Here is a 25,356-nt window from a genome sequence, read left to right as displayed (position 1 = left end):
CCGCTCGATCGGACCCCGCCAAGGGCTCGTCATCCGTCCCACCCCTCCAGCAGCCCGAGCGGCGGCACGTCGTCTTCGCGAAGTCCACGGAGATGCCTACGGATCTGCTCATCGATCGCGGGCCGCAGGTCCGGATTCTCGTCCCAGGCCCGGAGCATCGCCATCAAGGCCTCGCCCCCGCCGGGATCCCACAGACCTTCGTAGTCGCCGATGATCTCGATGACGTACTGCGCCGACGCATAGGGCCGGTGGGTGCGATCCATTCGATCGACGGCCCACCAGATGCCTTCCCACTGGCCGCGCCATGGCAGTTGCTCGTACGGAGAATCGAGCTCGCGGATCGGATAGCCGAGCTCGGCCAGGACGTCGGCGAGCCTGACCTGGCCTTCGAGCGCCTGCCTGGATGTGTGCGAGGCCAGTTCCCGAAGGAGTGGCGAGTCGTAGCCATCGACCAACCACTGCGCAGCGACCATCGGCAGATCGCGGTCCGGGATGACCCGGCCGTGTGACGCCTGCTCCGGTGTCACGTTGTGATCGCTCATCGGAACTCGCGAACGACTTCGATCAGGCCAACGATGTGCTGGTTGAACTCGTCGAGATCCTCGGCGGGGATCCAGTACTCCAGGATCGTCTGACCGCCAGCCTGCTGGACGTTGTACTGGTCGAGGAAGTCCTTCTCGACCTCGAAGCGCGTCACGTAGCCGACACCACTCGCCTTGACGTTCCAGTCGCGGGCGATCCGGACGGCGTAGTCCTCGTTCAGGACCGGGTAGAAGATCGGCTGGTCCGGGAGTCGCGGCGGCCACTCGCGCCAGCCCGAGGCTTCGACGAGCGCAAGCTCTTCGGGGCCCGTCGGGCGCCAGAGGGTGACCGTGTCCATGCGCGCATTCTCGCTCACGCCGTGCGCCTATCCCCACCGAATTCCCACTGTCCTTCACCTGGCCACCCTGAGCCCAACCATTGATCACCATTGGCTCTACACGGCTCCCAGAATCTCCTCCAGATCCCTGCCTTCTGACCTCGTTCCACACCCAGTTTCAGTCGGCACGCATGCTACGAAGGATCGTAGGAGTCGAGGACGAAACGGCTTGTGACCTGCGGATATGTGGTTATCGACGGTAGTCGACGGACGCTGAATCGGGGTGATTCGAGTGCACGGCGGCGTGAAGTTCTACCGCGGCGCGGCGAAAGCCGCCCGCGCCTACGTCGAGCGCGATCGGTCTCGGGCCGATGACTACTACCTCAGCGAGGGCACCGGCGTCGCCGAGCGCATGATCGCCACACCCGAGGGCGTCGAGCGCAAGGGCGCCATGGACGGTGACACCTACGAGCAGTGGGTTGCCGGGATCGACGTGGAGACCGGTGCGAAGAAGGGCCGACTACTCAAGGACGAGCACGCGCTGCGGTTCGTTGAGGTCACCGTCAACGGGCCCAAGACCTGGTCGCTCGCCGCTGCGCTCCATCCCGAGATCTCGGCAGCGTTGGACGCCGCACAGGACAAGGCAGCCAGCGAGATCGTCGCTTGGGTCGCGTCGTACGCCACGACGCGCGTCGGACCGCGCGGCCGACAGGTCCAGGTGCCCGTCGAGAAGATCGAGGCCGCGGTCATCCGGCACTACACCTCCCGCGCCGGCGACCCGCACCGCCATCTCCACCTCCAGATCAACGCGCGCGCGTACGCCGCCGGCGGCTGGCGCGGCATGCACTCCATCGGCTTCCGGGACTCGATCGGCGCGATCAACGGGATCGGGCACGCTGCGGTCGCGACGGATCCGGAGTTCCGCGCAGCACTGGCCGCGCACGGCTTGACGATGGATCCGGAGACGAACGAGATTCGCGAGCTGATGCCGTATGCCGGCTCGTTCAGCGCCAGAGCCTCGCAGATCCGCCGCAACGTCGAACGGTATGAGGCCGAGTGGCGCAGGGAGCATCCCGGCGAAGAGCCCGGGCCGCGTCGGCGACAGGGGTGGGACCGGCGGGCCTGGGCCGAGGCCCGACCGGACAAGGTCAGCCCGCGCGACGGACGAGAACTCGTCGAACGCTGGAACACCGAGCTGCGGGACCTCGGATATCGCGACCCCGGCACAGCGGTCGCGCTGGAGGGCACGCACCCCAGGTGGATCGACCGCGACGCCGCTGCGGAGCTGATCGTCTCGATGCTCGGCGCGAAGACGTCCGCGTGGAACGAGGCCGACATCCGCGGCAAGACCGAGGTCCTGCTCGCTCAGACCTGCCTGATCGCTGACTCGGCGGTGCGGATCGAGCTGGCCGAGGACATCACGGCACGGGCCGTCGAGCGATGTCGACGGCTGCTGAACGGAGGCGACGTACCGGAACACCTCCGGTCGCTGTCGTCGCCCTATGTGCTCGACGTCGAGGCCGACGTCATCGCCCGACTGTCACGGCGCGCGACCCGGCCAGCAAGCAGGGCGCGCATCGGTGCGCGAGGCGTCGACAGGATCGACCCGACGCAGGCGGCAGTCGTTGGAGCGCTTGCCGGCGACGGTGAGCTGGTCGTTGTCGAAGGAGCGGCTGGCTCGGGTAAGACCACGGCTTTGCGTGCGACGCAGGCTCTCCTGGCGCGGCACGGGCATCGGCTCGTGGTCGTGACGCCCACGCTGAAGGCCGCCGAGGTCGCCGCCACCGAGACGGGTGCCGACGGGCATTCGGCTTCTTGGCTGATTCATCAACACGGTTGGCGCTGGGACGCCGATGGCCGATGGACACGCGACCCGAGCGCAGTGCCTGACGGACGTGCCAAACTCGGCCCTGGTGATCTGCTTCTCGTCGACGAGGCGGGCATGCTCGACCAGGACACCGCTCGCGCTGTGCTGACTGTTGCCGACGAGTGCGGGGCTCGCGTGGCGTTCGTCGGGGACCAGCACCAACTGCCCTCCGTTGGCCGCGGCGGCGTCCTCGACCATGCGATGGCCTGGGCCCATCCAACGGCCGTCGTCTCCCTCGAGAAGGTGCATCGGTTCGCTGATCCTGACTACGCGGCATTGAGTCTGCGGATGCGGAAGGGCGACGACCCGGCGGCCGTGTTCGACGAACTCGACCGACGCGGCCTCATCGTCGTCCACGCTTCCGACGTCGAGCGGACCGCCGCACTCGCCGATGTCGGCGCCACAGGCGACCTCGTCATCGCTGACCGGCGAGAACAGGTCGCCGACTTCAACGCCGCGATCCGCGACCGGGTACGCGTTGACCAGGGTGGGCACGTCATCACGACAGCAAGCGGCGAGCAGCTTGGCCTGGGCGATCGCGTCGCCACGCGCCGCAACGACCCCGACCTCCAGGTCGCCAACCGCCAGACCTGGACGGTGAGCGGTCTGGGCGACGACGGCAGCCTCACCCTTCGAGGCCACGGACGGGAACGCCATATCCCCGCCGAGTACGCCGCGCGGTTCCTCGAGCTCGCCTATGCGACCACGGTGCACGGCGCCCAGGGCGACACGGTCAACCGCGCCCATGTCGCGCTGAGCGAAACGACGGGCGCGGCGGCGGCGTACGTCGCCATGACGCGCGGCCGCGAGAGCAACACCGCCCACCTCGTCGCCGAGTCGATCGAGGACGCCCGGCAGCAGTGGATCGACGCGTTCAGTCGCGACCGCGCCGACCTCGGACCAGCGCACGCACGTCGGCAGGCCATCGACGCGATCGACCGCTACGGGCCCGCCGTCGTACCGCCACAACGAAGGGCATCCCCCGTCCCGGATCACCGTCCACCAGTGACGCGCCGCGAGGGAATTGGCCTCTGACAAGAGCACCCGGCGGACGACTTAGGGAACGCACCTGACCTGCGCGTATCCAACATTCCCCCTCGGCGTACCCCCTCCTTGTTATCGGATTCCGGTAACACCCATCGCTCACGCTGATCGGCATGAACCAGCAGTTTTCAAGCTCGCGGCCGAGCGACTTAGGGATACCTGTTGACCTGCGCAAACGCAGGTATCCCCCTCCCGAATCTGGCCAGGTATCCCGAAATCGTGGGTACCTGCTGGCTCACGCTGTTCGTCATGGACCAGTTCGCAGCAGCCTCGACCACCATGAGCAAGCCACCTCCGACGACGTCCGTGAGGAGGTGAGCAAGAAGTCTTCGAACTTTCGGACGGGCGCCCCGCTGACCAGCGAAAACGCCGCCAACGAGTGCCCGCCCGTCCCCCGCCCGTCCTAAGGACGGGCGCCCTCAGGACGGGCGCAAATTGGTGCCCCCTCCCCCACACCATGAAAGCCATCGATCTCCAAGGAGGAGTCATGACAGCTCAACCCGACACACCACAACCGCGCAAGAACCTCGGCGACGAGATGCTCACCCTCGACGAGACCGCCGCGCTGCTCCGCGTCCCCGAGAACACCCTGCGCTACTGGCGCGTGACCGGCGCCGGTCCGAGGAGCTTCAAGGTCGGCCGCCACGTCCGCTACTGGAAGGCCGACGTCGTCCTCTGGCTCACCGAGCAGATGAACCGTCCACAGCACCACTGACTCGCATCGACATCCGCCGACCGGCGGCGCACGATGAAAGATCGTCCGAAAGGAGACAGCCATGGGCTGGGTCTGGAAGGAACGCCAATCCTGGCGCGGGTCGTACCGCGACGAAGCCGGCAAGCAGCACACGAAGTCGTTCAAGAGGCAGGTCGACGCGAAGCGCTGGGTCGCCACTGAGGAGTCGAAGGTCGTCCGCGGTGACTGGCTCGACCCCGCCGCCGGGAAGGTGACCTTCGCGGCGTTCTACGCCGACTGGGCACCGCGGCAGGTCTGGCTCTCCTCGACGCGCGAGAACGCCGACCTGGCCACCGCCGGCGTGACGTTCGGCGACATGCAGCTGAGGTCGATCCGGCGTTCGCACATAGAGGCGTGGGTGAAGAACATGACCTCGCGGCTCGCGCCGACGACGATCGACACCCGCTTCACCATCGTTCGCGGTGTCTTCCGCGCGGCCGTCGCCGATCGCCTCATCGCCAGCGACCCGACCGTTGGCGTCGTGCTGCCGCACAAGCGGAAGGCCGAGGCAGCGATGCGGATCCCGACCAACGCGGACGTGGTGAAACTGCTCCACGCAGCCGAGCCCGTTCGGCGGCCGCGATCCCGCCCGGGATTCACTGCGTACGTCGCCCTGTGCGCCTTCGCCGGCCTCCGTCGAGGCGAGGCACTTGGGGTGCAGGTCGGCGACATCGACTTCCTCGGCCGCACGCTGCGGGTCACGCGCCAACTGCAGCGAGCGAAGGCTGCTGACATCGCGACCGGGAAGGACCTCGTCGATGCGGCGGGCGGGATCACCGTGGTGGCCCGCCCGCCCAAGTACGAATCGGAGCGGACGATCTACCTCCCCGACGAACTGATCGCGATCCTCTCCGAGCACGTCCGCCAGCACACGCCCACGGGGATGCCCGACCGCTGGTTGTTCGACGAGCTCGGGAAGCCGTGGCACGACAACCTCGTTGACTACCGCTGGCGGTCGACCCGCACCGACGCCGGACTTGCGCACAAGCTTCACGACCTGAGGCACTACTTCGCCAGCGGGCTGATCGCGGCCGGGTGTGACGTCGTCACCGTGCAGCGAGCGATGGGCCATGCGTCAGCGACTACGACCCTGAGCACGTACGCACATCTGTGGCCGACGGCCGAGGACAAGACGCGCACAGCAGCGTCGGCGATGGCGGCCTCCGTTCTCGCGCAGACCCATGACACGGAGGAACGGGTGGTTGCGCCGTCACCCCGTGGAGGACACTGAAGGCATGTGGCAGCGACGACGTGACGAGGGCGTCGAGCATGTCTTCACACAAGAGGACCGCGAAGCGCAGCTGTGCGACCTGGAGATCGCTTGCACGCGTTTGACCGACCTCCTAGCGGAACACGGAGAGACGCGCGCCGCTGAACTCTACCGGGTGAGAGCGCAGAATGCTGCGACCCTGTTGGCGGTCGGCTTTTCCAAGTCGGAACTCAACGAAGTCGCGGGACAGTTCCCGGAGGAACCGCTCTGGCTCGACGCGCGAGCCCTCGACTACGACGCACCGCGACAACCGTGGCAATCGGAAGTGGCGCAGATCCACGCCCAGGCACGGAAGATCGCTATGGATCTCCGGGCGATCGCGACGCTGTACAGGGCATGAGCAGCCATAGAGGCAAGGCAGGATGTGGTCGTGACATCTGACCGCTTCGCGGATCGTCTCGACCCCGCGAGCTACGAAGCCGACGAGGTTGTCGGAATCTACGAGCAAGCGCCCGACGACACGGACTCACTGTGGCTTTCAGAGCGCCTGGTGCAGCGACTGGCAATTGCGGCGGCCGCCTATGAGCTCCACACGTTGCCCATGATTCAGGGACCCGAGCCGGTCCGGCTCAACCAACAGCGCTGCTTGTCCCTGCTCGACGAACTCGCATTCGTCGCTGAACGCCTTGACGATCCGCTCGCCGCCACAACGGCACAGGCGATCCAGGACTACATCGCGGTTCGCGTGCGGCGGCCCATCTGGGCTGGTGACGTGACCTTCGAAGGGAACTGACGGGCGCCGTGAGCCCAGCCGCTGGTCAATCCAGAGCAGACCGCGCGCGGGCGCGCGCCCGCGCCTTCAACTCGCGGCGAACCGCCTCCTCGGCGTCGTCCTGCTGTCCGACATCGGAAATCGGGATGGCGTACCGGGCAACATCGAAATCCGCGCTGGCATCCCACAGTTCTCGGCGCGCTGCTTCGTGGGTTCGCTCCAGGAGCCCGCAGGTCGTTTCGAGCACGTAGATCAGGTCGTCGTCGGACAGCGCGCCATTCTCGTTGTCGATCAGCGCGTCGATGGCACGCAGACGGATTCGCTGATAGTGGTCATCCACGATTACAGGGTAGGGCGATCGGCATCGATCACCGTGGGCAAGCTCGCCTCCTTACTCCGACCCGATCGGACCGCACCTGGTCGCCACGGTCGCTTGGAAGGTCAGCCCACGTTGAGCCACGACGTCATGGCGTCGGGCGGGACATCTCCATCTCGAAACAGGGCCGCAAGTTCTCCAAGCACCTTGTCGAGCTCGGCGACTCGCTCGAGATCGTAGTGCTTTGAGACCAACCAGCCGTCCGCCACACGGCCAGCATCAAGGTCCAGCTCACCGGTTTCCCAGACGATCACGGACGCGAGCCAATCGGTCCCAACGAACTCGGCCAGGGTGACGGGCTTGCCGTAGTTCGGCGAAATCGGCTTGATCGTCACCTCGTAGGCGAGCGCAGCCCACTCAGGATCCAGGGCACGAACGCGAGGCTCGAAGCCGCTGAGGTCAATCGCCATGGCTTCATGATCGCCCAACCGACCCGCCCCGGCGGATCCTTGATCGCGATTCTTGCCACGCATCTGCCACGCACGAGGCACTAACAGGCCTCTGACCTGCGCAAACGCGCTGAATCAGTAGTACCAGGGGAACGGTGACCAGTCCGGCTCGCGCTTCTCAAGGAACTGGTCGCGACCCTCCTGCGCCTCGTCGGTCATGTAGGCCAGCCGCGTGGTCTCGCCCGCGAAGAGCTGCTGCCCGACCAGGCCGTCGTCGATCATGTTGAACGAGTACTTCAGCATCCGCTGCGAGGTCGGGGACTTGCCGTTGATCTTGCGGCCCCACTCCAGCGCCACCTTCTCCAGGTCGGCGTGCGGCACGACCCGGTTGACCGCGCCCATCTGGTACATCTCCTGGGCGTCGTACTCCTCGGCGAGGAAGAAGATCTCGCGGGCGAACTTCTGCCCCACCTGGCGGGCCAGGTACGCCGACCCGAAGCCGCCGTCGAAGGACCCCACGTCGGCGTCGGTCTGCTTGAAGCGTGCGTGCTCCGCGCTGGCGATCGTCAGGTCGGCCACCACGTGCAGCGAGTGGCCCCCACCGGCGGCCCAGCCCGGCACCACGCAGATCACGATCTTGGGCATGAAGCGGATCAGCCGCTGGCACTCCAGGATGTGCAGGCGGGCCAGCTTGGCCTGGTCGATCGGGTTGGGCGGGGCGCCGGCCTCGACGTGCCCGTCGGTCTCGTACTGGTAGCCGGCCTTGCCGCGGATCCGCTGGTCGCCGCCGGTGCAGAAGGCCCACTTGCCGTTCTTGTCGCTGGGGCCGTTGCCGGTCAGCAGCACGCAGCCCACGTCGCCGGAGGTGCGGGCGTGCTCCAGGGTGCGCAGCAGCTCGTCGACGGTGTGCGGACGGAACGCGTTGAGCACGTCGGGGCGGTCGAAGGCGATCCGGACCGTGCCGTGGGCCTTGGCCCGGTGGTAGGTCAGGTCGGTCAGGTCCTCGAAGCCGGGGACCGGGTCCCAGTCGCTCGGGTCGAAGATCTCGGAGACGCCATCGATCGCACTCATGGGCGTGAGGCTACCCGTGCTGGGGACCGCGAACGCCGGGGGTCTTGTGCCCCACCCGCGATGGGAGTTTGCTGGCTCCATGGCGGACAGGACCGGCCAGCGAGCCACTCATCGGGCCACCCAGCACGACCTCTGCATGGCCGAGCCGGACCGCATCCGCAACGTCGTCCTGGTGGGCCCTCCCACCGGCGGCAAGACCTCGTTGGTGGAGGCCCTGGCCCTGCACACCGGCGCCGTCACCCGCGCCGGCCGCGTCGAGGACGGCACCACCCTGTCCGACTTCGAGGAGTTCGAGCGGGTGCACCAGCGCTCGGCCGCGATGTCCGTCGTACCGGTGGTGCACGGCGGCACCAAGATCAACCTCATCGACACCCCCGGGTACGTCGACTTCGCCGGGGAGGTGCGGGCCGGCCTCCGGGCCGCCGACGCGGCGCTCCTGGTGGTGCCGGCGAACGCCGCCACCGACGGCTCGTTGGACGAGGCGACGCGACAGATGATGCGCGAGGGTGTCGAGGCGGCGGTGCCCTCGGCGGTCGTGGTGACCAAGCTCGACCACGCGCGGGCCGACCTCGACCTCGTCGTCGCGGCCGTGAGCGAGGAGCTCGGCGACCGGGTGCTGCCGCTCTTCGCGCTGACCACCGAGCACGCCGAGGTCACCGGGCTGACCCACCTGCTCGCCCACGAGGCTGCGTCCGAAGAGGCCCGGGCCGCGCACGCCCGCCTCGTCGAGGCGATCGTCGAGGAGGCCGAGGACGAGCAGCTGATGGACGACTACCTCGAGGGGGCCGAGGTCGGCGAGGAGGCACTGGTCGCCGATGTCGCCGAGGCGATGCGGCACGGACTGTTCCACCCGGTGGTGCCGGTCTGCGCGGCCACCGGCGTCGGGCTGACCGAGCTGCTGGACCTCGTGGTCGCCGGGTTCCCGGCACCCGCCTCGCACCCCTCTCCCGAGGTCTTCACCCCCGCGGGGAAGACGGCCCCACCCCTGACCGCCGACCCGTCCGGCCCCCTGGTCGCCCAGGTGATCGGAACCACCAGCGACCCCTACGTGGGGCGGCTCAGCATGGTGCGGGTCTTCTCCGGCACGCTCCGTCCCGACCAGAACCTGCACGTCTCCGGGCACGCCTCCTCCTTCTTCGGCGACGCTAGCGGTCACGAGGACCACGACGCCGACGAGCGGACCGGCGCGCTGTCCCACCCCTTCGGGGCGGCCTCGGTGCCCGCCCCCGAGCTCGTGGCCGGCGACATCGGCTGCGTGAGCCGGCTGACCACCGCGGAGACCGGGGACACCCTGAGCACCCCCGAGGAGCCCCGGGTCCTGAAGCCCTGGACGGCGCCGGACCCCCAGCTGCCGGTGGCCGTTGAGGCCGCCACCCGCTCGGACGAGGACAAGCTCTCCGGCGCCCTGGCCCGGCTCGCCGCCGAGGACCCCAGCCTGCGGGTGGAGCGCAACGCCGAGACCCACCAGGTGGTGCTGTGGGTGCTGGGTGAGGCCCACGCCGAGCTGGCGCTGGAGCGGCTGAGGTCGCACGGGGTCGAGGTGGCGGTCAGCGACGTGGTCGTGCCGCTGCGCGAGCGGCTGACCGGGGCCGCCAAGGGGCACGGACGGCACGTGAAGCAGTCCGGCGGCCACGGTCAGTACGCCGTCTGCGACGTCGAGGTCGAGCCGCTGCCCGGTGGCGCCGGGTTCGAGTTCGCCGACCGGGTCGTCGGCGGCGCGGTGCCGCGCCAGTTCGTCGCCTCGGTGGAGAAGGGGGTGCGGGCGCAGATGGAGCTGGGGGTGCGCCTGGGCTACCCCTTGGTCGACCTGCGGGCCAACCTGACCGACGGCAAGGCGCACAGCGTGGACAGCTCGGACATGGCCTTCCAGGCCGCGGGCGCCCTGGCGCTGAGGGAGGCCGCGGAGAGCGTCGGCGTGGTGCTGCTCGAGCCCTACGACAAAGTCTCGGTGCTGGTCCAGGACGCCCTGGTGGGCGAGACGATGAGCGACCTGTCAGCCCGCCGGGGCCGCCTGCTCGGCACCGACCAGGTCGGGTCGGACCGGACCCTGGTGCACGCGGTGGTGCCGCAGACCGAGCTGGTCCGCTACGCCGTCGACCTGAGGGCGGCCACCCACGGCGTCGGCACCTTCACCCGGGAGTTCGCCCACTACGAGCCGATGCCCGAGGAACTGGCGGCCAAGGTGCCCCGGCGGACGCGCTGACGGGAACCGAGAGCACCATCTGCCGGGCCGGAACGGTGCCCTGGCTTCCCGTCACGGGCGTACGGCGGCGCGGCGCGACGCGAGCACGATCAACGCCTCGGCCGCGGCCCGGCCCCCGCCGGCAGCCGCGAACGACGCCGCGATGCGTCCGGCCGCCGCCCCCAGGTCGGGGTCGGTGAGCACCAGCCCGATCGCCGACCTCAGCTCGTCGGGGCGCACCCGGGCGAACCGCACCCGCACCCCCGCGCCGGCGGCCACCACCTGCTCGGCCACCACCGGCTGGTCGTCGCGGATCGGCGCCAGCACCAGCGGCAGACCCGCGGCCAAGGACTCGCAGACCGTGTTGTGCCCGGCGTGGGAGACCACGGCGTCCACCCGGCGCAGCAACGACAGCTGCGGCACCCGGGTCCGCACCAGCACGTTGGGCGGCGGGTCCGGCACCAGCTCGGCCGGTGCTACGAAGACCGCCTGCCACGGCTGGTCGCGGCACGCCTCCGCGGCCACCCGCCAGAAGCGGCCCCCGGCGTCGGCGTTCAGGGTGCCGAGCGAGACCAGCACGATGGGCAGGTCATGGCACAGCAGCTCCCAGGGGAAGTCGTCGGCCTCGGGCCGTCCCAGGGTCGCAGGACCGACGAAGCAGACCGGCGTACTGATCGTCGGTGGACCGACCAGCGTCTGGGTCGTGTAGGCCAGCACCAGGTGCTCGGAGACCCGGAGGTCGCCGGTGGTCGCCACCTCCTCCGGTACGCCGTGCCTGAGCTGCAGCTCCACCCGCCGGGCGTGCATCTGCTCGGCGACCAGGGGCAGGGCGGCCAGCGGGTCGACCAGCTCGGCCGACGTGGTCGCCGACGTGGCCCACGGCAGTCCCCGGCGGCGGGCCACCACGGCCCCGGCGAGCGCCTGCTGGTCCACCACGAGCACGTCGGCGCCGAACGCGTCCACCGCCGCGTCGACCCCGTCGATCATCGCCTCGGCCAGCGGCAGCAGCACCTCCTCCTGGAGGAACTTGAACGCCGCCGCGCCCCGCAGGTCCGGGCGCCGCTCGCCGGCGCTCGCGACGTACTCGGCGACGTCGGTCGAGGTGGCCGGGAAGAACGTCGAGCCGGCCGGCAGCAGCGGGTCGACCAGGCCCGGCAGGCCGGTCCAGGCGACGTCGTGACCGCGGGTCATCAGGGCGGTGGCCACCGGGATGGTCGGGTTGACGTGCCCGGTGAAGGGCGGCACCACGAACAGGAAGCGCGTCACGCTCAGGCCCCTACCGGCGCCGTGGTGAACGCCGCGATCCACTCCAGGGCACGCTCGCGGACCAGCTCGCTGCGCTCGGTGAGCAGGGAGTGGGTGGTGCCCTCCACGATCTCCAGGCGACAGTCCGGCAACTGGGTCTCCAGCTCCCGGGCCAGGTGCAGGATGTCGGACTCGCTGCCGTACATCGCGTGCACCGGGCACCCGATCTGGGGCAGGAAGCCGATCGGCTGCTCGGCCTTGAGGTCGTCGATCAGCGAGGTCTCCATCAGGAACTTCTCGCTGCGCCGCGCCACCCGGGTGAGCTTGCGGTCGGGGTTGGTCGCCATCCAGTCCTGGACGGCGTCCTCGTCGAGGCCGAACGCCGCCAGCGCCAGGCTGCCGGCCATGTGCTCGGCCCAGCCCTCGACCGCGAAGTGCGCCTCGATCAGGAACAGGCTGGCCACCCGCTCGGGGTGCCGGTGGGCGAAGGCCAGCGCGACCACCCCGCCGAAGCTGTTGCCGAACAGGTGCACCGGCTCGTCGATGCCCCACAGGTCCAGCAGCGCCACCAGGTCGTCGACGTTGGAGGCCACCGAGTAGCCGGTCGGCGGCATCTCGCTGCGGCCGTGGCCACGCAGGTCGAACAGGTGCACGTCGGAGCTCAGCGCCAGGGGGTGCGCGATCGTGTAGAACCAGCTCGACAGGTTGTCGATCACCAGACCGTGCAGCATCACCACCGGGGGCCGGTGCGCACCGGACCCGGGTGCGCTGCCGTCGTCGTGGCGGATCACCTGCACGTGGAACGACAGACCGTTGGCCTCCACCTGGGGCACGGCGTCAGCTCCGGACCGAGGTGACGACGAAGTCGATGACCTGACCGACGCTCAGGCCCACGATCTCGTCGAGCTGCATGCCGGCCATCCAGGAGACGAAGTCGACCTTCTCGCCGTAGGTGGCGAGCAGCTGGTCGGCCAGGGCCACGAACTCGATGCTCTCCAGCTGCAGGTCGGCGTCGAAGGAGGTCTCCGGGGTCAGCGGCCCGTCGAGCAGCAGGTCGTCGCCGACCACCACGGTCAGGATCCGCTCCAGCTCGGCGAGCACGCTCTCGGGCGTGATCTGCGCGGTCTCAGTCATGGTGGGGTCCTCCGTCGGGTTGTGCGACAGTCCAGGCAACGACGTACTCCTGCGGTGCGTGCGGCTCCATGGCGGAGCTCGCGGGTGACATCTGGGGTGGATGGTGCAGCGAGGTGGTGGCGACCCACTGGTCGCCGACCTGCAGGTGTTCGCCAACGACCTGGACCACCTCGAAGTCACGGGGGCGGCCCTGGAGCCCGGTGCCGCGGCACTTCGCGGCGGCCTCCTTGGCGGCCCACCAGCGGGTCAGCTCGCGGTCGCGGTCCTTGGTGCGGACCCGCCGCTCGAAGAGCGCGTGCTCGCTGCTGCTGAGCGAGGCCGACTCGAAGATGGCCGACCGGGGCGCGACCAGCTCCACGTCGATCCCCACCGGGCGACCGACCTCGGCCATCGCCACGCCCAGCCCCTGGCTGTGGGCGATGGACACCCGCACGTCCTCCGCGGCCGGCGTACGCACCACCGGCTGGCCGCTCTCGAGGTTGGCGACCGCCACCTCGATCGGGAACATCGGCCCCGCGCCACGGTCCGTGAGCAACCGGCGTACGGCGTCCTTGACCGCGATCCGGCCCAGCAGCCAGGTGCGCTGGGCGCGGGGGTTGCGGCCCTGGTACTCGGCGCGCTCGGCGGCGCCGAGGAAGCGGCGCATCACCACGTCGCGGGACGCCGAGTCCGGCCAGCCCTCGCGCACCAGCACCCAGCCGCCGGGCTGGGGCTCGGCCAGGAGTCGCTCGCTCGGCGTGCGCAGCAGCAGGAAGAGCCGGTCGTCGCTCTGGAAGCGGCGGTCCTCCCACCCGTCGATGCGGCACCACAGCACGCCGTCCACGGTGAGCTCGAGGTCGGCCCGGACCGTCTTGTCGGTGAGCGAGGTGCAGTTGACCACGCAGTGCACCGGGGTGCCGGGCACCGGGTGCGGGGAGTAGAACGAGATCCGGTCGATCGAGGTGGGCAGCACCAGGCGGTCCTGGTCGACCGCGGTCGCCATCCAGTAGCCGAACAGCTGACCGGCGTTGTCGAGCAGGGCGCCCGGCGCGCGCTGGCTCTCCAACCAGCCGCTGACCCCGTCGGTGCCGAAGACGTCCACCGACCGCAGCCCCTGGTACTCGGGTCCGTGGAACAGGTGCCCCTCGGCGTAGATGCGGTCCACCGGGACCGGGATCTGCAGGCTCCCGTTGACCGGCCGGCCCGCCGGCGCCGGCGCGTCGGGGTGCCGGGGGGCGAGGTGGACCACCGCGCGGGCGTGGCCGTCCACGCTGCACCGCACCACCGTCGTACCGGGGGGAGCGGCCGCGGTCGCGGCCGCGTCGATCGCGGCACGCACGGTGACCTCCACCGCCGGCTCCACCGCGAGCCACTTGAACGCCCGCACCGACTCGATCGCCACCGTCACCGTGCCGGGCACCAGCGCCTCGGCCTCGTCGGAGGCCATCTCCAGGATCGCGGTCATCGGGACCAGCGGGAACTCGTCCTCCAGGCAGTCCCAGCCCGGCGGCTGCTTGTAGAAGGCGTGGTCGCCCCACCACGGCTGGTTCGCGACCGAGAGGCGCAGCACGCTCTGCCGGCTGGTGGCCCCGGGGGCGGTGCGGGGGGCCGGGACGGGTGCGGCCGGGTTGTCGGAAACCCCGCCTAGGCGGGGTTCCCGACGGTTAGTGGCCTTTGCAACCCCCTCGAACCGAGGGGATACCCGCCTAGGCGGGGTTTCCGCAGCCACCGTGAGCACCTGCTGGGCGGCAGCCGCCGCCTCCCGCACGGCGGCCTGGAACTCGGTGAGGACCGGCTCCGCCCCCGTCGGTACGACGGCCGGGGACGGCGCGCCGGCGGCCGGCAGGTCGAGCGGGGTCAGCCGCCGCACCAGCGGGGAGCCCATCGGCAGGGGCCGGGCGCCCTTGCTCGCCGGAGCGCTCGCCGGAGCGGAGGTCGGCGAGGCAGCCGAGGCAGGCGCAGCGGAGCCCCCCCGCCGGCCCGCGGGGGCGTGACCCAGCGGCGCGAAGTCCACGGTGGCCCCGGCGCTCCACAGTGCGGCCGCGACCCGGCGCAGCTGGCCGACCCCGCTCTGCTTGGCGCTGTTGGCCGAGACCGTCAGCACGTCCTGCTCGCGCAGGGAGTCGTCGAGGAACCCGGTCAGGCTGCCGGTGCCGACCTGGATGAAGGCCCGCACCCCGTCTGCGTACAACGCGTGCGCGAGCTGGCGGAAGCGCACCGGCTCCACCAGGTGGCGCAGCGCCAGCTCGCCGATGGCGGCGGCGTCGTCGGGGTAGGGCGCCAGCGAGGTGGCCGACCACAGCGGCACCCGGGCGGGCACCAGGGGAAGGCTGCCGAACTGCTCGCGCATCGAGTCGATCAGCGGCGCGAAGAGCGGGGAGTGGAAGCCGGAGCGGAAGGGCAGCTCCTGGGCGAGCACCTTGCGGGCCCGGGCCCGGGCGGTCACCTGCTCGATCACCCCGGCAGGGGCGCAGACCACCGACTGGTGCGGGCAGTTGTCGTGGGAGACGTGGGCGTCGTCGAGCCCGGACACCAGCTCGGCGGCGACCTCGGCGCCGCAGCCCAGGGCCAGGAAGACCACGTCGGAGACGGAGATGGAGTCGGGACGCAGGTTGCCCAGGAAGTCGTCGATGTGCTCGGCGGGGATCATCCCCGACACGATCTGGCCGGTCCACTCGCCCAGGCTGTGCCCGGCCATCAGGTCGGGGCGGATCCCGAGGATCCCCAGCGCGTCGGAGAGCAGGCGACCGACGGCGACGATGCCTCGCCCCTGCTCCTGCAGCCCGCTGCCGCCGGAGAGCCCCTCCCACTCCAGGCCGAGCTGGGCGACGATGTCGTCGACCTTGGGGTCGAACTCCGGCTCCACACCGGGGAAGAGGAAGCCCACCTTGCCCCCGTCGGTCAGCAGGCCGATGGGGTCGAACCAGACGTCGTTGCGGCCCCGGAACGGCGTACCCCGCTCGAGCACCCTGCGCGCCAGGGTGAGGCGCCGCTCGTCGGGGGCGACGATCGCGAGGCGGGCGGGCCCGCCGGTGGGCACCGCGAAGTCGCCCGGCGTCCAGCCGTCGAGCTGGGTCAGCAGGTCGGCGGCGTCGCGGCCCGCGAGCAGCAGCACCTCCTCGGTCGCCGGCGGCACAGCCCGCGCCCCGACGTACGCCGGCTCGCCGCTGCTGCGGGCGCCGGGCGTCTCGCCGAGCACCACGTGGGCGTTGATGCCGCCGAAGCCGAACGCGTTGACCCCGGCCAGCCGGGGGCCGGCGGACTCCCAGGGCTCGGTCCCCGCGATCAGCCGGAACCGGGTGTCCGCGAGGGCTTCGTGCGGCTCCTGGGCGTGCAGCGTGGGGGGCAGCACGCCGTGGTGCACGGCCAGTGCGGCCTTGATCAGTCCGGCGGCACCGGCGGCGGGCATGGCGTGCCCGATCATCGACTTCACCGACCCCAACCCGGCTCGGGGCCGGGAGTCGGGGGCGCCGAAGACGGCGCGCAGGGTCTCCAGCTCGGTACGGTCGCCCAGCGGGGTCGCGGTGCCGTGGGCCTCGATCAGGCCCACGTCGGCCGGGTCGAGCCCGCTGGCGCGCCACGCCGCCTCGACCGCCAGCACCTGGCCCTCGGGGCGGGGGCTCATCAGGCTGGAGGCACGGCCGTCGCTGGAGACCCCGGTGCCGCGGATCACCGCGTAGACCCGGTCGCCGTCGCGCTCGGCGTCGGCCAGTCGGCGCAGCGCCAGCAGCCCGGTGCCCTCCCCGATCAGGATGCCGTCGGCGGCGCCGCTGAAGGGCCGGATGCCGCCGCTGGGGGACAGGGCGCGGAGCTGGGAGAAGACGCTCCACAGGGTCAGGTCGTGGCAGTGGTGCACACCGCCGGCCAGCACCAGGTCCGAGCGCCCGGAGCGCAGCAGGTCGGTGGCCTGGTCCACCGCGATCAGCGAGCTCGCGCAGGCGGCGTCCACGGTGTACGCCGGACCCTGGAAGTCGAACCGGTTCGCGATCCGGGAGGCCGCGAGGTTGGGCACCAGGCCGATGGAGCTCTCGGGCCGCTCCGGGCCGAGGGAGTCCTGGAACTCCGCCTTCACCTGCGCCAGCCGGTCCTCCTCGATGCCGGGCACCAGGGTGCGCAGCACCTCCACCAGCTGCTGCGCGGTCCGGACCCGCTGGTCCAGCCGGGCCACGCCGTCGCCGACGTACCCGCCGCGGCCGAGCAGCACCGCGACCCGGGTGGGGTCCAGCCGCTCGTGCACGTCACCCGCATCGGCCAGGCAGGCCGCGGCAGCCGAGAGCGCCAGCAGCTGGTCGGGCTCGGCCGCCTCCATCGCCACCGGCATGATGCCGAAGGCCAACGGGTCGAAGGTGGCCACGTCGTCGACGAAGCCGCCGCGTCGGGTGTAGAACCGGTCCGCGCTCTTGGCGTCGGCGTCGAAGAAGACCGGGTCCCACCGCGAGGCCGGCGCGTCGGTGATCGAGTCCACCCCACCGAGCACGTTGGACCAGTACGTCGACGCGTCGGCCGCACCGGGGAAGATGCCGGCGACACCGACGATGGCGATGCCGTCGTCGGTGTCGTCGGGGCGCGGGGACAGGTCAGTCACGGCTGCGCGAGTCCTGGAGCAGCTCTTCACCCAGCGAGGAGTGGTCCACCGGCGGGGCGAACGCCTCGGGGTTACCGCGCATCACCACCACCTGCGACCCGCCGTGGCCTCCTGCCACCTCGTGCAGCAGCGCGCGCACCCCGTCGGTCGGGTCGACCAGGCCGATGCCGCGCCGGGCGTACTCCCGCTCCAGCTCGGCCGAGACCATCCCGCCGCCGGCCCACGGGCCCCAGTCCAGGCTCACCACGCGGCAGCCGTGCACGCCGTCGTGGGTCCGGGCCAAGGTGTCCAGGGCGTCGTTGGCCGAGGCGTAGTCGCACTGGCCCTTGTTGCCGAAGACGCCGCTGACGGAGCCGAACAGCACCACGAAGCGCATCCCGAGGTGCTGGCGCTCCAGGATGGCGCGCGCCCCGTCGACCTTGGTGCCGTAGACCCGGTCGAAGCCCTCGGCGGTCTTGTCGACCACGAGCCGGTCGTCCAGCACACCGGCGCCGTGGATGACGGCGTCGATGCGGCCGAACTGGGCGTGCAGCGCGTCGAGCAGCGCCCCGAACGCCGGTGAGCGGACGTCCATCGGGACGTAGTCGACCTCCGCGGCCACGCTCTTGAGCGTGGCCAGGGTGGCGCGCATCTCGCGGGCCGCCTCGATCCGGGCACAGGCGGCCTCGATCTCGGCGGGCGTGCGCAGCTCGCCGATCTCCAGCAGCGCGCGGCGCAGGGACACGGTGTCCTGGGCGGCCGCGGTGCGCGGGTCCTCGTCCTCGGTCGGGAACGGCGAGCGACCCACCAGCACCACCCGGCAGGGGGCGGTGCGGGCCAGGCCCTCGGCGACCCGGGCGGTGATGCCGCGAGCGCCTCCGGTGACCACGACGACCGACTCCGGGGTCAGGTCCAGGCTCGGGTAGTCGGCAGGCACCTCGCGCGGGGCCCGGACCACCCGGCTGGTCCGCTGGCCGCCGGCCCAGGAGACCGCCGCGGGGGCGTCCAGGTCGAGCAGCTCGTCGACCAGGGTGACCGCCAGCGGTGCCAGGTTGTGGATCAGGTCGTGCCGCAGGTCGGCGGTCTCGATCTCCACCGAGCGCAGCAGCACGTCGGTGCGCTCCCGGGCCAGCGCCCGCATCAGGCCCGGCACCCCGGTCGGGGTGCCGTCGGCGTGCAGCGGCACGGTGACCGCGAGCACCCGGCGTACCTTGCCGAGCAGGGCGGGTCGTACGGCGGCGAAGACGCCGCGGGCGTCCACCGAGGGGTCCCCGGCGGTGGCGGTCAGGTCGACCAGGGCGTCCACCCCGGAGAGCGCGTCGGCGTGCGAGGACGCGGCCGTGGCGGGCAGCCGCAGCACCCGGGCACCGCGCTCGGCCAGAGCGGCCTCGACGTGGCCGGTGAGCTGGGCGTGGCCCTCCAGCAGCGCCACCTCGGCGCCGCGCAGGTCGCCGAGCGCCACCGTCGGCCCGAGGGGCTCGATGGCGACGTCGAAGAGCTGGGTGCCGACCGGGAGGTGGACCTCCGGCTCGCTCACCGTCGCCGCCGCCGCGGCGGGGGCCGGGGCCGGGACGGGGGCCGGGGCGGCGGGCGATGCCGTGGGCGCCGCGGTCACGCCCTCGATCCACTCCACGATCGCGCGCAGCGTCTTGTGGCTGGACAGCTCCTCGACCACGCTCTCGTCGAGCTCGTCCGCACCGCCGCTGGACAGGGCAGCCAGGCCGATCCGCTCGGCCAGCTCGCCGACGATCTCGATGCGCTTGATGGAGTCGATGCTCAGGTCTGCCTCGAGGTCGAGGTCGGGCTCCAGCATCTCGATCGGGTAGCCGGTGCGGTCGCTGACCACGCTCTGCACGGCGCGCAGCAGCTCCGCCCCGCTGAGGCTCGGGGTGGCCAGGGGTTCGGGTGCTGCGACAGCCGCCGCGGGTACGGCGTCCGGCACCGCGGCGGGGGCCGGTGCGGCGGGTACGGGGGCGGACTGCAGAGCCTCGACCCACTCCACGATGGAGCGCAGCGTCTTGTGCCGGGAGAGCTCCTCGACGGCCGCCTCGTCCAGCCCGGACTCGTCCAGTCCACCCAGGCCGATCCGCTCGGCGAGCTCGCCGACGATCTCGATGCGCTTGATGGAGTCGATGCTCAGGTCTGCCTCGAGGTCGAGGTCGGGTTCCAGCATCTCGATCGGGTAGCCGGTGCGGTCGCTGACCACGCCCTGCACCGTCTGCATCAGGGCGGCGCCGGAGAGCGCGGGAGTGGCAGCCGGGGCCGGGATGGCCGGGGCCGGGGCGGCCGGGGTCGGGGTCACGGGTGCGGGCATCGGGGCCGGTGCCGGGGCCGGCGCTGCTGGCGTGGCGGCGGTGTCGGGATACCCGCCTAGGCGGGGTTCCCTACGGTTAGTGGCCTCTGCAACCCCCTCGAACCCGATGTTTCCCCGCCTAGGCGGGGTTTCCGCAGCCACCTCACGCACCGGGGGGGCGTACGTCGACTCGTCGAAGGCGCCGCTCACCGGGACGGCCGAGCCGAGGTAGCGCAGCACCACGTCCCGCTCGGCGGCCACGATCTGGCGCACGCTGCGCAGGTACTCGTGCACGATGCTGGTCGCACCGTCGCCGTGCTGGACCGGCGCGAGGGGAGCGGGTGCCGCGGCCAGGGGTGCCTGCGGGACCGGGCTCGGCTGAGCAGGAGCGGACACCGGTGCCGCCTGGCTCGCCGCCGGGACCTCGGCCGCCGGGGTCGCCGGGACCGCGGGGGCCGCCGGGATCGCCCGGACTTCGGCCGCCGGGGTCGCGGGCTCGGCCTCTGCCTGGACGACGGGGCCGCTCGCTGCGTAGATCACAGGGTCTCCTTCGGGACCCCGGGGCGCGAGGTCGGGGGCCGGCATGGTGTTCGCCGGCTGGTAGCTGTTCGGGAGCGGGGTGCCGTCGGCACGGCGGACGAACGCGCCGTCCACGGTCCACGCCGGCGCGGCGACGGGCAGGGCGTGCAGGTCCAGCGGGGTGGCCCGGCCGGCGAACAGGCCGGTGGGGTCCACGGGCACGCCGAGGGTGGCGAGCTCGGCGAGGGCGGTCAGGAAGCGGCGCAGCCCGGGCTCTCCGCCCGACTCGCAGGCCACCACGTGGTGCGGCCGGTCGCCCAGGATCTTGGCGACCTGCTGGCTGAGCACGCGTCCGGGACCGGCTTCGACGAACACCCGCACGCCGGCGGCGTACATCGACTCGACCTGGTCGACGAAGCGGACCCCGGCGGTGACCTGCTCGGTGAGCAGCCGCCGTACGGCGTCGGGGTCGTCGGCCGGGTAGGGCTCGGCGGTGGTGTTGGACCACACCGGGAACCGCGGGGCCGCGACGGGCAGGTCGGCCAGGCGCTCGCCGAGGATCTCGCCCGCAGCCGCCACCAGCGGGGAGTGGAAGGCGCACGCCACCGGGATGACCGTGGCGCGGACGCCGTCGGCGGCCAGGGCCGCGACGGCCTCGTGGACCGCCTCGGTGGGCCCGGAGACCACGACCTGCTTGGGTCCGTTGTGGTTGGCGACCACCAGGGTCGGCCAGGCGGCGAGCCGCTCGGTCACCTCGGCCAGCGGCAGCGCGATGGCGGCCATGGTGCCCGGGTCGCCCCCGGAGCGCTCGATGGCTCCGAGCACCGCACCGCCGCGGGCGGCGCTGAGCTCGAGCAGCGTGGCGTCGTCGAAGGACCCGGCGGCGGCCAGCGCGGCCAGCTCGCCGTAGCTGTGGCCGCCGGCTACGTCGGGCTCCACGCCGAAGCGGCGCAGCAGCCGGGTCATCGCCAGCGACGCGATGCCCAGTGTCGGCTGGGCCACGTCGGTGGCGGTGATGGCCGCCTGCTGGGCGGCCTTCTCCTCCCGGCTGAACGCGGTGGGCGGGAACATCGTGTCGGTCCAGCGGGCGCCCAGGCGCAGCAGGTCGTCGAGGCCTGAGAAGGTGACGAAGAGGTCGTTGAGCATGCCCGGGCGCTGGCTGCCCTGGCCGGGGTAGAGGAACCCGACCTTGGGTGCCTGCGACCCGGCCTCGGGGTCGGCGACGAAGACGCCGTGGCGGGCGTCGGTGCCGCCGGCCACCCGGCCCAGTCCGGTGGCGAGGTCGTCGAGCGAGGAGGCCACCAGGGCGACCCGCACCGGACCGCGGCCGGCGCGGGAGACGGTCGCCGCCAGGTCGCGGAGCGGGTGACGCTGGCCCTCGGGGTCCGACTCCAGGATCTGGGCCACCGTGCCGGCGAGCTCGGTGCAGGTGCGCGCGGCGTCCTCGGCGCTGGTGCCGCGCACCAGGAACAGCTCGTGCCCCCACTGCGTCAGGCCGTACGCCGGCCGGTCGCCGCCGTCGTAGGAGGAGACCAGGGCGTGGAAGTTGGTCCCGCCGAAGCCGAACGCGCTCACCCCGGCACGGCGCTTCTCCGCCGGCCACGGGCGGGCGGTGTCGTGGAAGCGGAACGGGCTGCGCTCGGCGTCGTAGTAGGGGTTGGGGTCGACCAGGTTGATCGTCGGCGGCAGCACCCCGTGGTGCACCGCCTTGGCGACCTTGATCAGGCCGGCCAGGCCCGCGGCGCACTTGGTGTGGCCGATCTGGGACTTCACCGAACCGAGCACCACCGAGCCCGGTGCCACCCCGGCCTCGGCGAACAGCTCGGTGAGGGTGGCCATCTCGGTCCGGTCGCCGACCACGGTCCCGGTGCCGTGAGCCTCCACCAGCCCGACCTCGCCGATGTCTGTGCCGGCCTGGGCGAGCGCCCGGACCACCGCCCGCTGCTGGCCCTCCTTGCGCGGGGCGGTCAGGCCGAGGTGGCGCCCGTCGCTGGACCCGGAGACGGCGTCGATCACGGCGTAGATCCGGTCGCCGTCGCGCTCGGCGTCGACGCGGCGCTTGAGCACCACGCAGGCGATGCCCTCGCCCAGCGCGATGCCGTCGGCACCGGCGTCGAAGGTGCGGCAGCGCCCGGTCGGGGACAGGGCGTGCACGGAGGAGAACATCAGGTAGTCGTTGAGACCGTTGTGCAGGTCGGCCCCGCCGGCCAGGACCAGGTCGGACTGGCCGGTCACCAGCTCCTTGCAGGCCGCGTCCAGGGCCGCGAGCGAGCTGGCGCAGGCGGCGTCCACGGTGTAGTTGACCCCGCCCAGGTCGAGCCGGTTGGCGATGCGGCCGGCGATCACGTTGGCCAGCACGCCGGGGAAGGAGTCCTCGGTCAGGGTGGGCAGCCACTGGTCGAGCTCGGGCGGCACGGAGCCGAAGAGCTGCGGCAGGAACGCCCGGGCGCCGTACGCGCCGCCGAGCTCGTTGCCCGACTCGGCGCCGAAGATCACCGAGGCGCGCTCGCGGTCGAAGTGGCGTCGGGCATAGCCGGCGTCGGCCAGCGCCCGGGAGGCGACCTCGAGGCTGAGCAGCTGGACCGGCTCGATCGCGGCCAGGGAGGCCGGCGGGATGCCGTAGGCCAGCGGGTTGAAGCCGATGCGGCGCAGGAAGCCGCCCCACTTGGACGGGGTCTTGGCCCCGGCGTCCTTCGCGAACGCGTCGGGGCTGTAGTAGAGGTCGGTGTCCCAGCGTTCCGCCGAGACCTCGGTGACCTGGTCGGTGGCGGCCACGATCTGGGACCAGAACTCCTCGGCGCCCACCGCGCCGGGGAAGAAGGAGTCCATCCCGATGATGGCGACGTCGAGGGGGTGGCCCTGGGGCTCGGCGACCTCCAGCGCGGGCGCGGCGTGCTCCCGCGCCCACGCGGCACTGCCCGCGCTGACCTCGGCGTGCAGGGTGGCGACGGTGGTGACCTCGGAGCGCAGGGTGGCGACCTCGCCGATCATGTACATGCCCTCGGCCCGCTGCCGGTCCTCGGCCACGTGACCCAGCCCGGCCGCGCCGCGCTCCAGCCCCTTGGCGGCGATCCGCAGCCGGCCCAGGTTGAGCTGCTCCAGCTCGGCCCAGCGGGCGCCCGGCTCCACGCCGGCGGCCTCGAGCTCGGCCTTGCGGGAGGCGAAGGCTCGGACGAAGTCGGTCTCCACGCAGCGGGTGGCGTGCCCGGGCGCGGTCTCGAGCAGCACCGTGGTGTCGCACTCGAGGGCGACGTCCTGGAAGGCGGGCTGGATGGCCCCGCCCGCCACCGCCTCGGCGGTGAAGAGGTACGCCGTACCCATCAGCACGCCGACCTGCGCACCCTTGGCGGCGAGCGGGGCCAGCGCGGCGGCGGCCATCGCGGCCGACCGGGCGTCGTGGATGCCGCCGGCGAGCATGACCTTGAGGCTCGCCGCGTCCTCGACCTCGAGCAGCCGCTCGATCTGGGCGTCCCAGAGGGCGAAGCTGGAGCGCGGACCGACGTGGCCGCCGCACTCGCGGCCCTCGAAGATGAAGGAGCGGGCGCCGTCCTTGAGGAAGCGGTCGAGCAGCCCGGGGGAGGGCACGTGCAGGTAGGTCGCGATGCCGGCCTCCTCCAGGGAGACGGCCTGGGACGGACGGCCGCCCGCGATCAGCGCCACCGGCGGAGCGATCTCGTGGACCACCGCGAGCTGCTCGGCGCGCAGCTCGGCGGGGACGAAGCCGAGGATGCCGACGCCCCAGGGGCGGTCGCCGAGCAGGTCGCGGGTCTCGGTGAGCAGGGCCCGGACCTCCTCGCCGGGCAGCAGGGCGAGCGCCAGGAACGGCAGGCCGCCGCCCTCGGCGACCGAGGCGGCGAAGGCGGCGCGGTCGCTGACCCGGGTCATCGGGCCCTGGGCGATCGGGTAGCGGGTGCCGTGGGCGGCGCTGACACCGGCGCCGGGAGCCAGCGGCGGGGCGGCGGCGGCCGCGGCGAGGTGGTCGGTGATGGCGGCGCGCAGCGCCTGGACCACGCCGCCGACGGTGTGGTGGCGCTCGGCGAGCCCGGCGGCGAAGCCGCTGTCCTGACCGAAGGGGACCAGCTGGGTGCGCAGGTCGGGGCCGAGCAGCGCCGCCACGGTCGCCCGGTCGGTGTCTGGCGCCAGGGAGTGCGCCGGGAGGTCGGGACGGGTGTAGAAGCGGATGCCGGCCACCACGCGGGTCTCGCTGCCGTCCATCGCGGCCAGCGCCTGACGGGCGTCGTGGTCCAGCGAGGACTCGCGCAGCAGGCCCAGCTGGGTGTCCACGACGACGCCGGCGCCGCCGCCGGCGATCACCGCGGCGGCGGTGTGCAGGCCGATGCCGCCACGGAGCCAGACCGGCACGCCCAGGTCCACGACCTGCTGGAACAGTACGAACGCCTCGGTGGGCCCCACGACGCCGCCGGCCTCGGAGCCGGAGGCGAGGAGCCCGTGCACGCCTGCCGCGACTGCCGCCTCGGCCTCGGCCCGCGAGGTCACCTGCGCCACCACGCGTCGCGATCCCCCTGCGGACCAGCCGGCCACCAGGGCCGGGAGATCGGCGCCGGGACGCATCGACAGGGCCAGCACCGCCACGGGGAACCCGGCGGCGTCGGACCCCAGGTCGGCCGCGGCGGCGTCGAGCTCGGGCGCCGGGCGCAGCCAGCAGCCCAGGGCGTCGCGCCGGCGGAGGTCGACGCGGAGCCGATCGAGCTGGTCGGAGTCGCGGATGTCGAGCAGTCCGGTGCCTCCGGCGCGCCCGGCGGCAGCGACCAGCGCGGGGTTCTCGACACCGCACGGGTCGGCCGCGATGATCTGCTCGGCATCGTGCTGGTGGCGTGCATGCAGCATCGTCGTCGCTCCCTCGCCTCGGCTGGTGACCGCCCCTCCCAGGACGTTGCGCTGGCTCTTCCTGTTGTTACCAGCTAGTCACCTTTCGATGTTCCGGCACCTTAGGACGCCCGCAACCTACGCCACAGTAAGTGTGACGTAGGTCACATCTCATGTCTGGACAGCGGACTTCGGAGTGTCCGATTGACGGGACGAATCCGGTGACTCGACCTCGGGGGCCGTGTCATGCTCGCCGCCAGCCCGGCGTGGGGAGCGCCGGTCTGACACCCGC

16 protein-coding genes are annotated in these 25,356 nt (G+C 72.1%); 6 read left to right on the top strand and 10 right to left on the bottom strand.

The window, feature by feature from the left end; genetic code table 11:
* Window positions 1–29: 29 nt before the first annotated feature.
* Both C5H89_RS17770 and C5H89_RS17765 read right to left on the bottom strand, forming a co-directional pair.
* Complete coding sequence (locus C5H89_RS17770; protein ID WP_104108284.1) at window positions 30–542, bottom strand: hypothetical protein; 513 nt, start codon at window positions 540–542, stop codon at window positions 30–32.
* Window positions 539–880, bottom strand: a complete 342-nt coding sequence (locus C5H89_RS17765) for a hypothetical protein (protein WP_104108283.1) — start codon at window positions 878–880, stop codon at window positions 539–541. The genes C5H89_RS17770 and C5H89_RS17765 overlap by 4 nt, the downstream gene beginning before the upstream one ends.
* A 283-nt stretch (window positions 881–1,163) precedes the next feature.
* On the opposite strand from C5H89_RS17765, the gene mobF reads away from it, so the two are divergent.
* The 5 genes from mobF (at window position 1,164) to C5H89_RS17740 (ending at window position 6,506) form a co-directional block, all read left to right on the top strand.
* Complete coding sequence (gene mobF / locus C5H89_RS17760) at window positions 1,164–3,761, top strand: MobF family relaxase (RefSeq protein WP_205305110.1); 2,598 nt, start codon at window positions 1,164–1,166, stop codon at window positions 3,759–3,761.
* Between the two features lie 496 nt (window positions 3,762–4,257).
* Window positions 4,258–4,485, top strand: coding sequence for a helix-turn-helix domain-containing protein (locus C5H89_RS17755; protein WP_104108281.1), 228 nt, complete (start codon window positions 4,258–4,260; stop codon window positions 4,483–4,485).
* 61 nt (window positions 4,486–4,546) lie between these two features.
* The gene (locus tag C5H89_RS17750; protein WP_104108280.1) at window positions 4,547–5,734 is read left to right on the top strand and encodes a site-specific integrase; all 1,188 of its coding nucleotides are present in this window, start codon (window positions 4,547–4,549) and stop codon (window positions 5,732–5,734) included.
* Between the two features lie 4 nt (window positions 5,735–5,738).
* The gene (locus C5H89_RS17745) at window positions 5,739–6,113 is read left to right on the top strand and encodes a hypothetical protein (protein ID WP_162799454.1); all 375 of its coding nucleotides are present in this window, start codon (window positions 5,739–5,741) and stop codon (window positions 6,111–6,113) included.
* Window positions 6,114–6,143: 30 nt separating this feature from the next.
* The gene (locus C5H89_RS17740) at window positions 6,144–6,506 is read left to right on the top strand and encodes a hypothetical protein (protein ID WP_162799453.1); all 363 of its coding nucleotides are present in this window, start codon (window positions 6,144–6,146) and stop codon (window positions 6,504–6,506) included.
* Window positions 6,507–6,531: 25 nt separating this feature from the next.
* Here C5H89_RS17740 and C5H89_RS17735 read toward each other — a convergent pair whose 3' ends face one another.
* From C5H89_RS17735 to C5H89_RS17725, 3 genes are all read right to left on the bottom strand, one after another.
* Window positions 6,532–6,825 carry a hypothetical protein gene (locus tag C5H89_RS17735; protein ID WP_104108277.1) on the bottom strand — a complete coding sequence of 98 codons (294 nt, stop codon included), beginning with the start codon at window positions 6,823–6,825 and terminating at the stop codon, window positions 6,532–6,534.
* A gap of 101 nt (window positions 6,826–6,926) precedes the next feature.
* Window positions 6,927–7,271, bottom strand: coding sequence for a hypothetical protein (locus C5H89_RS17730; RefSeq protein ID WP_104108276.1), 345 nt, complete (start codon window positions 7,269–7,271; stop codon window positions 6,927–6,929).
* Between the two features lie 114 nt (window positions 7,272–7,385).
* Complete coding sequence (locus C5H89_RS17725; RefSeq protein WP_104108275.1) at window positions 7,386–8,321, bottom strand: 1,4-dihydroxy-2-naphthoyl-CoA synthase; 936 nt, start codon at window positions 8,319–8,321, stop codon at window positions 7,386–7,388.
* A gap of 79 nt (window positions 8,322–8,400) precedes the next feature.
* On the opposite strand from C5H89_RS17725, the gene C5H89_RS17720 reads away from it, so the two are divergent.
* A complete protein-coding gene (locus C5H89_RS17720) occupies window positions 8,401–10,524 on the top strand; it encodes an elongation factor G-like protein EF-G2 (protein WP_104108274.1) in 2,124 nt (707 codons plus the stop codon).
* Window positions 10,525–10,575: 51 nt separating this feature from the next.
* On the opposite strand, the gene C5H89_RS17715 is transcribed toward C5H89_RS17720, so the two are convergent.
* Genes C5H89_RS17715 through C5H89_RS17695 form a run of 5 tightly spaced genes read right to left on the bottom strand, consistent with a single transcriptional unit; the run spans window position 10,576 to window position 25,085 of the window.
* Window positions 10,576–11,769 (bottom strand): glycosyltransferase, encoded by a 1,194-nt coding sequence (locus C5H89_RS17715; RefSeq protein ID WP_104108273.1) that lies wholly within the window; start codon window positions 11,767–11,769, stop codon window positions 10,576–10,578.
* 2 nt (window positions 11,770–11,771) lie between these two features.
* A complete protein-coding gene (locus tag C5H89_RS17710) occupies window positions 11,772–12,581 on the bottom strand; it encodes an alpha/beta hydrolase (protein ID WP_104108272.1) in 810 nt (269 codons plus the stop codon).
* Window positions 12,582–12,585: 4 nt separating this feature from the next.
* The gene (locus C5H89_RS19025) at window positions 12,586–12,882 is read right to left on the bottom strand and encodes an acyl carrier protein (RefSeq protein ID WP_158648097.1); all 297 of its coding nucleotides are present in this window, start codon (window positions 12,880–12,882) and stop codon (window positions 12,586–12,588) included.
* A complete protein-coding gene (locus C5H89_RS17700; RefSeq protein ID WP_162799452.1) occupies window positions 12,875–17,446 on the bottom strand; it encodes a type I polyketide synthase in 4,572 nt (1,523 codons plus the stop codon). Before C5H89_RS17700 ends, C5H89_RS19025 begins: the two co-directional genes overlap by 8 nt.
* A complete protein-coding gene (locus C5H89_RS17695) occupies window positions 17,439–25,085 on the bottom strand; it encodes a type I polyketide synthase (protein WP_205305108.1) in 7,647 nt (2,548 codons plus the stop codon). The genes C5H89_RS17700 and C5H89_RS17695 overlap by 8 nt, the downstream gene beginning before the upstream one ends.
* Window positions 25,086–25,356 lie beyond the last annotated feature (271 nt).

This window comes from Nocardioides sp. 616 (assembly GCF_002930065.1).
In the GTDB taxonomy this organism is placed as follows: Bacteria; Actinomycetota; Actinomycetes; order Propionibacteriales; family Nocardioidaceae; genus Nocardioides; species Nocardioides houyundeii.
Note: the sequence above shows the minus strand (reverse complement) of the source record. Positions and strands in the feature narration are given on the sequence as shown.

What these genes read in the sequence shown, in the direction of transcription:
- C5H89_RS17770 (WP_104108284.1), bottom strand. Translation starts at nt 542, where the DNA reads ATGAGCGATCACAACGTGACACCGGAGCAGGCGTCACACGGCCGGGTC.
- C5H89_RS17765 (WP_104108283.1), bottom strand. Translation starts at nt 880, where the DNA reads ATGGACACGGTCACCCTCTGGCGCCCGACGGGCCCCGAAGAGCTTGCG.
- C5H89_RS17755 (WP_104108281.1), top strand. Translation starts at nt 4,258, where the DNA reads ATGACAGCTCAACCCGACACACCACAACCGCGCAAGAACCTCGGCGAC.
- C5H89_RS17750 (WP_104108280.1), top strand. Translation starts at nt 4,547, where the DNA reads ATGGGCTGGGTCTGGAAGGAACGCCAATCCTGGCGCGGGTCGTACCGC.
- C5H89_RS17745 (WP_162799454.1), top strand. Translation starts at nt 5,739, where the DNA reads ATGTGGCAGCGACGACGTGACGAGGGCGTCGAGCATGTCTTCACACAA.
- C5H89_RS17730 (WP_104108276.1), bottom strand. Translation starts at nt 7,271, where the DNA reads ATGGCGATTGACCTCAGCGGCTTCGAGCCTCGCGTTCGTGCCCTGGAT.
- C5H89_RS17725 (WP_104108275.1), bottom strand. Translation starts at nt 8,321, where the DNA reads ATGAGTGCGATCGATGGCGTCTCCGAGATCTTCGACCCGAGCGACTGG.
- C5H89_RS17720 (WP_104108274.1), top strand. Translation starts at nt 8,401, where the DNA reads ATGGCGGACAGGACCGGCCAGCGAGCCACTCATCGGGCCACCCAGCAC.
- C5H89_RS19025 (WP_158648097.1), bottom strand. Translation starts at nt 12,882, where the DNA reads ATGACTGAGACCGCGCAGATCACGCCCGAGAGCGTGCTCGCCGAGCTG.
- C5H89_RS17695 (WP_205305108.1), bottom strand. Translation starts at nt 25,085, where the DNA reads ATGCTGCATGCACGCCACCAGCACGATGCCGAGCAGATCATCGCGGCC.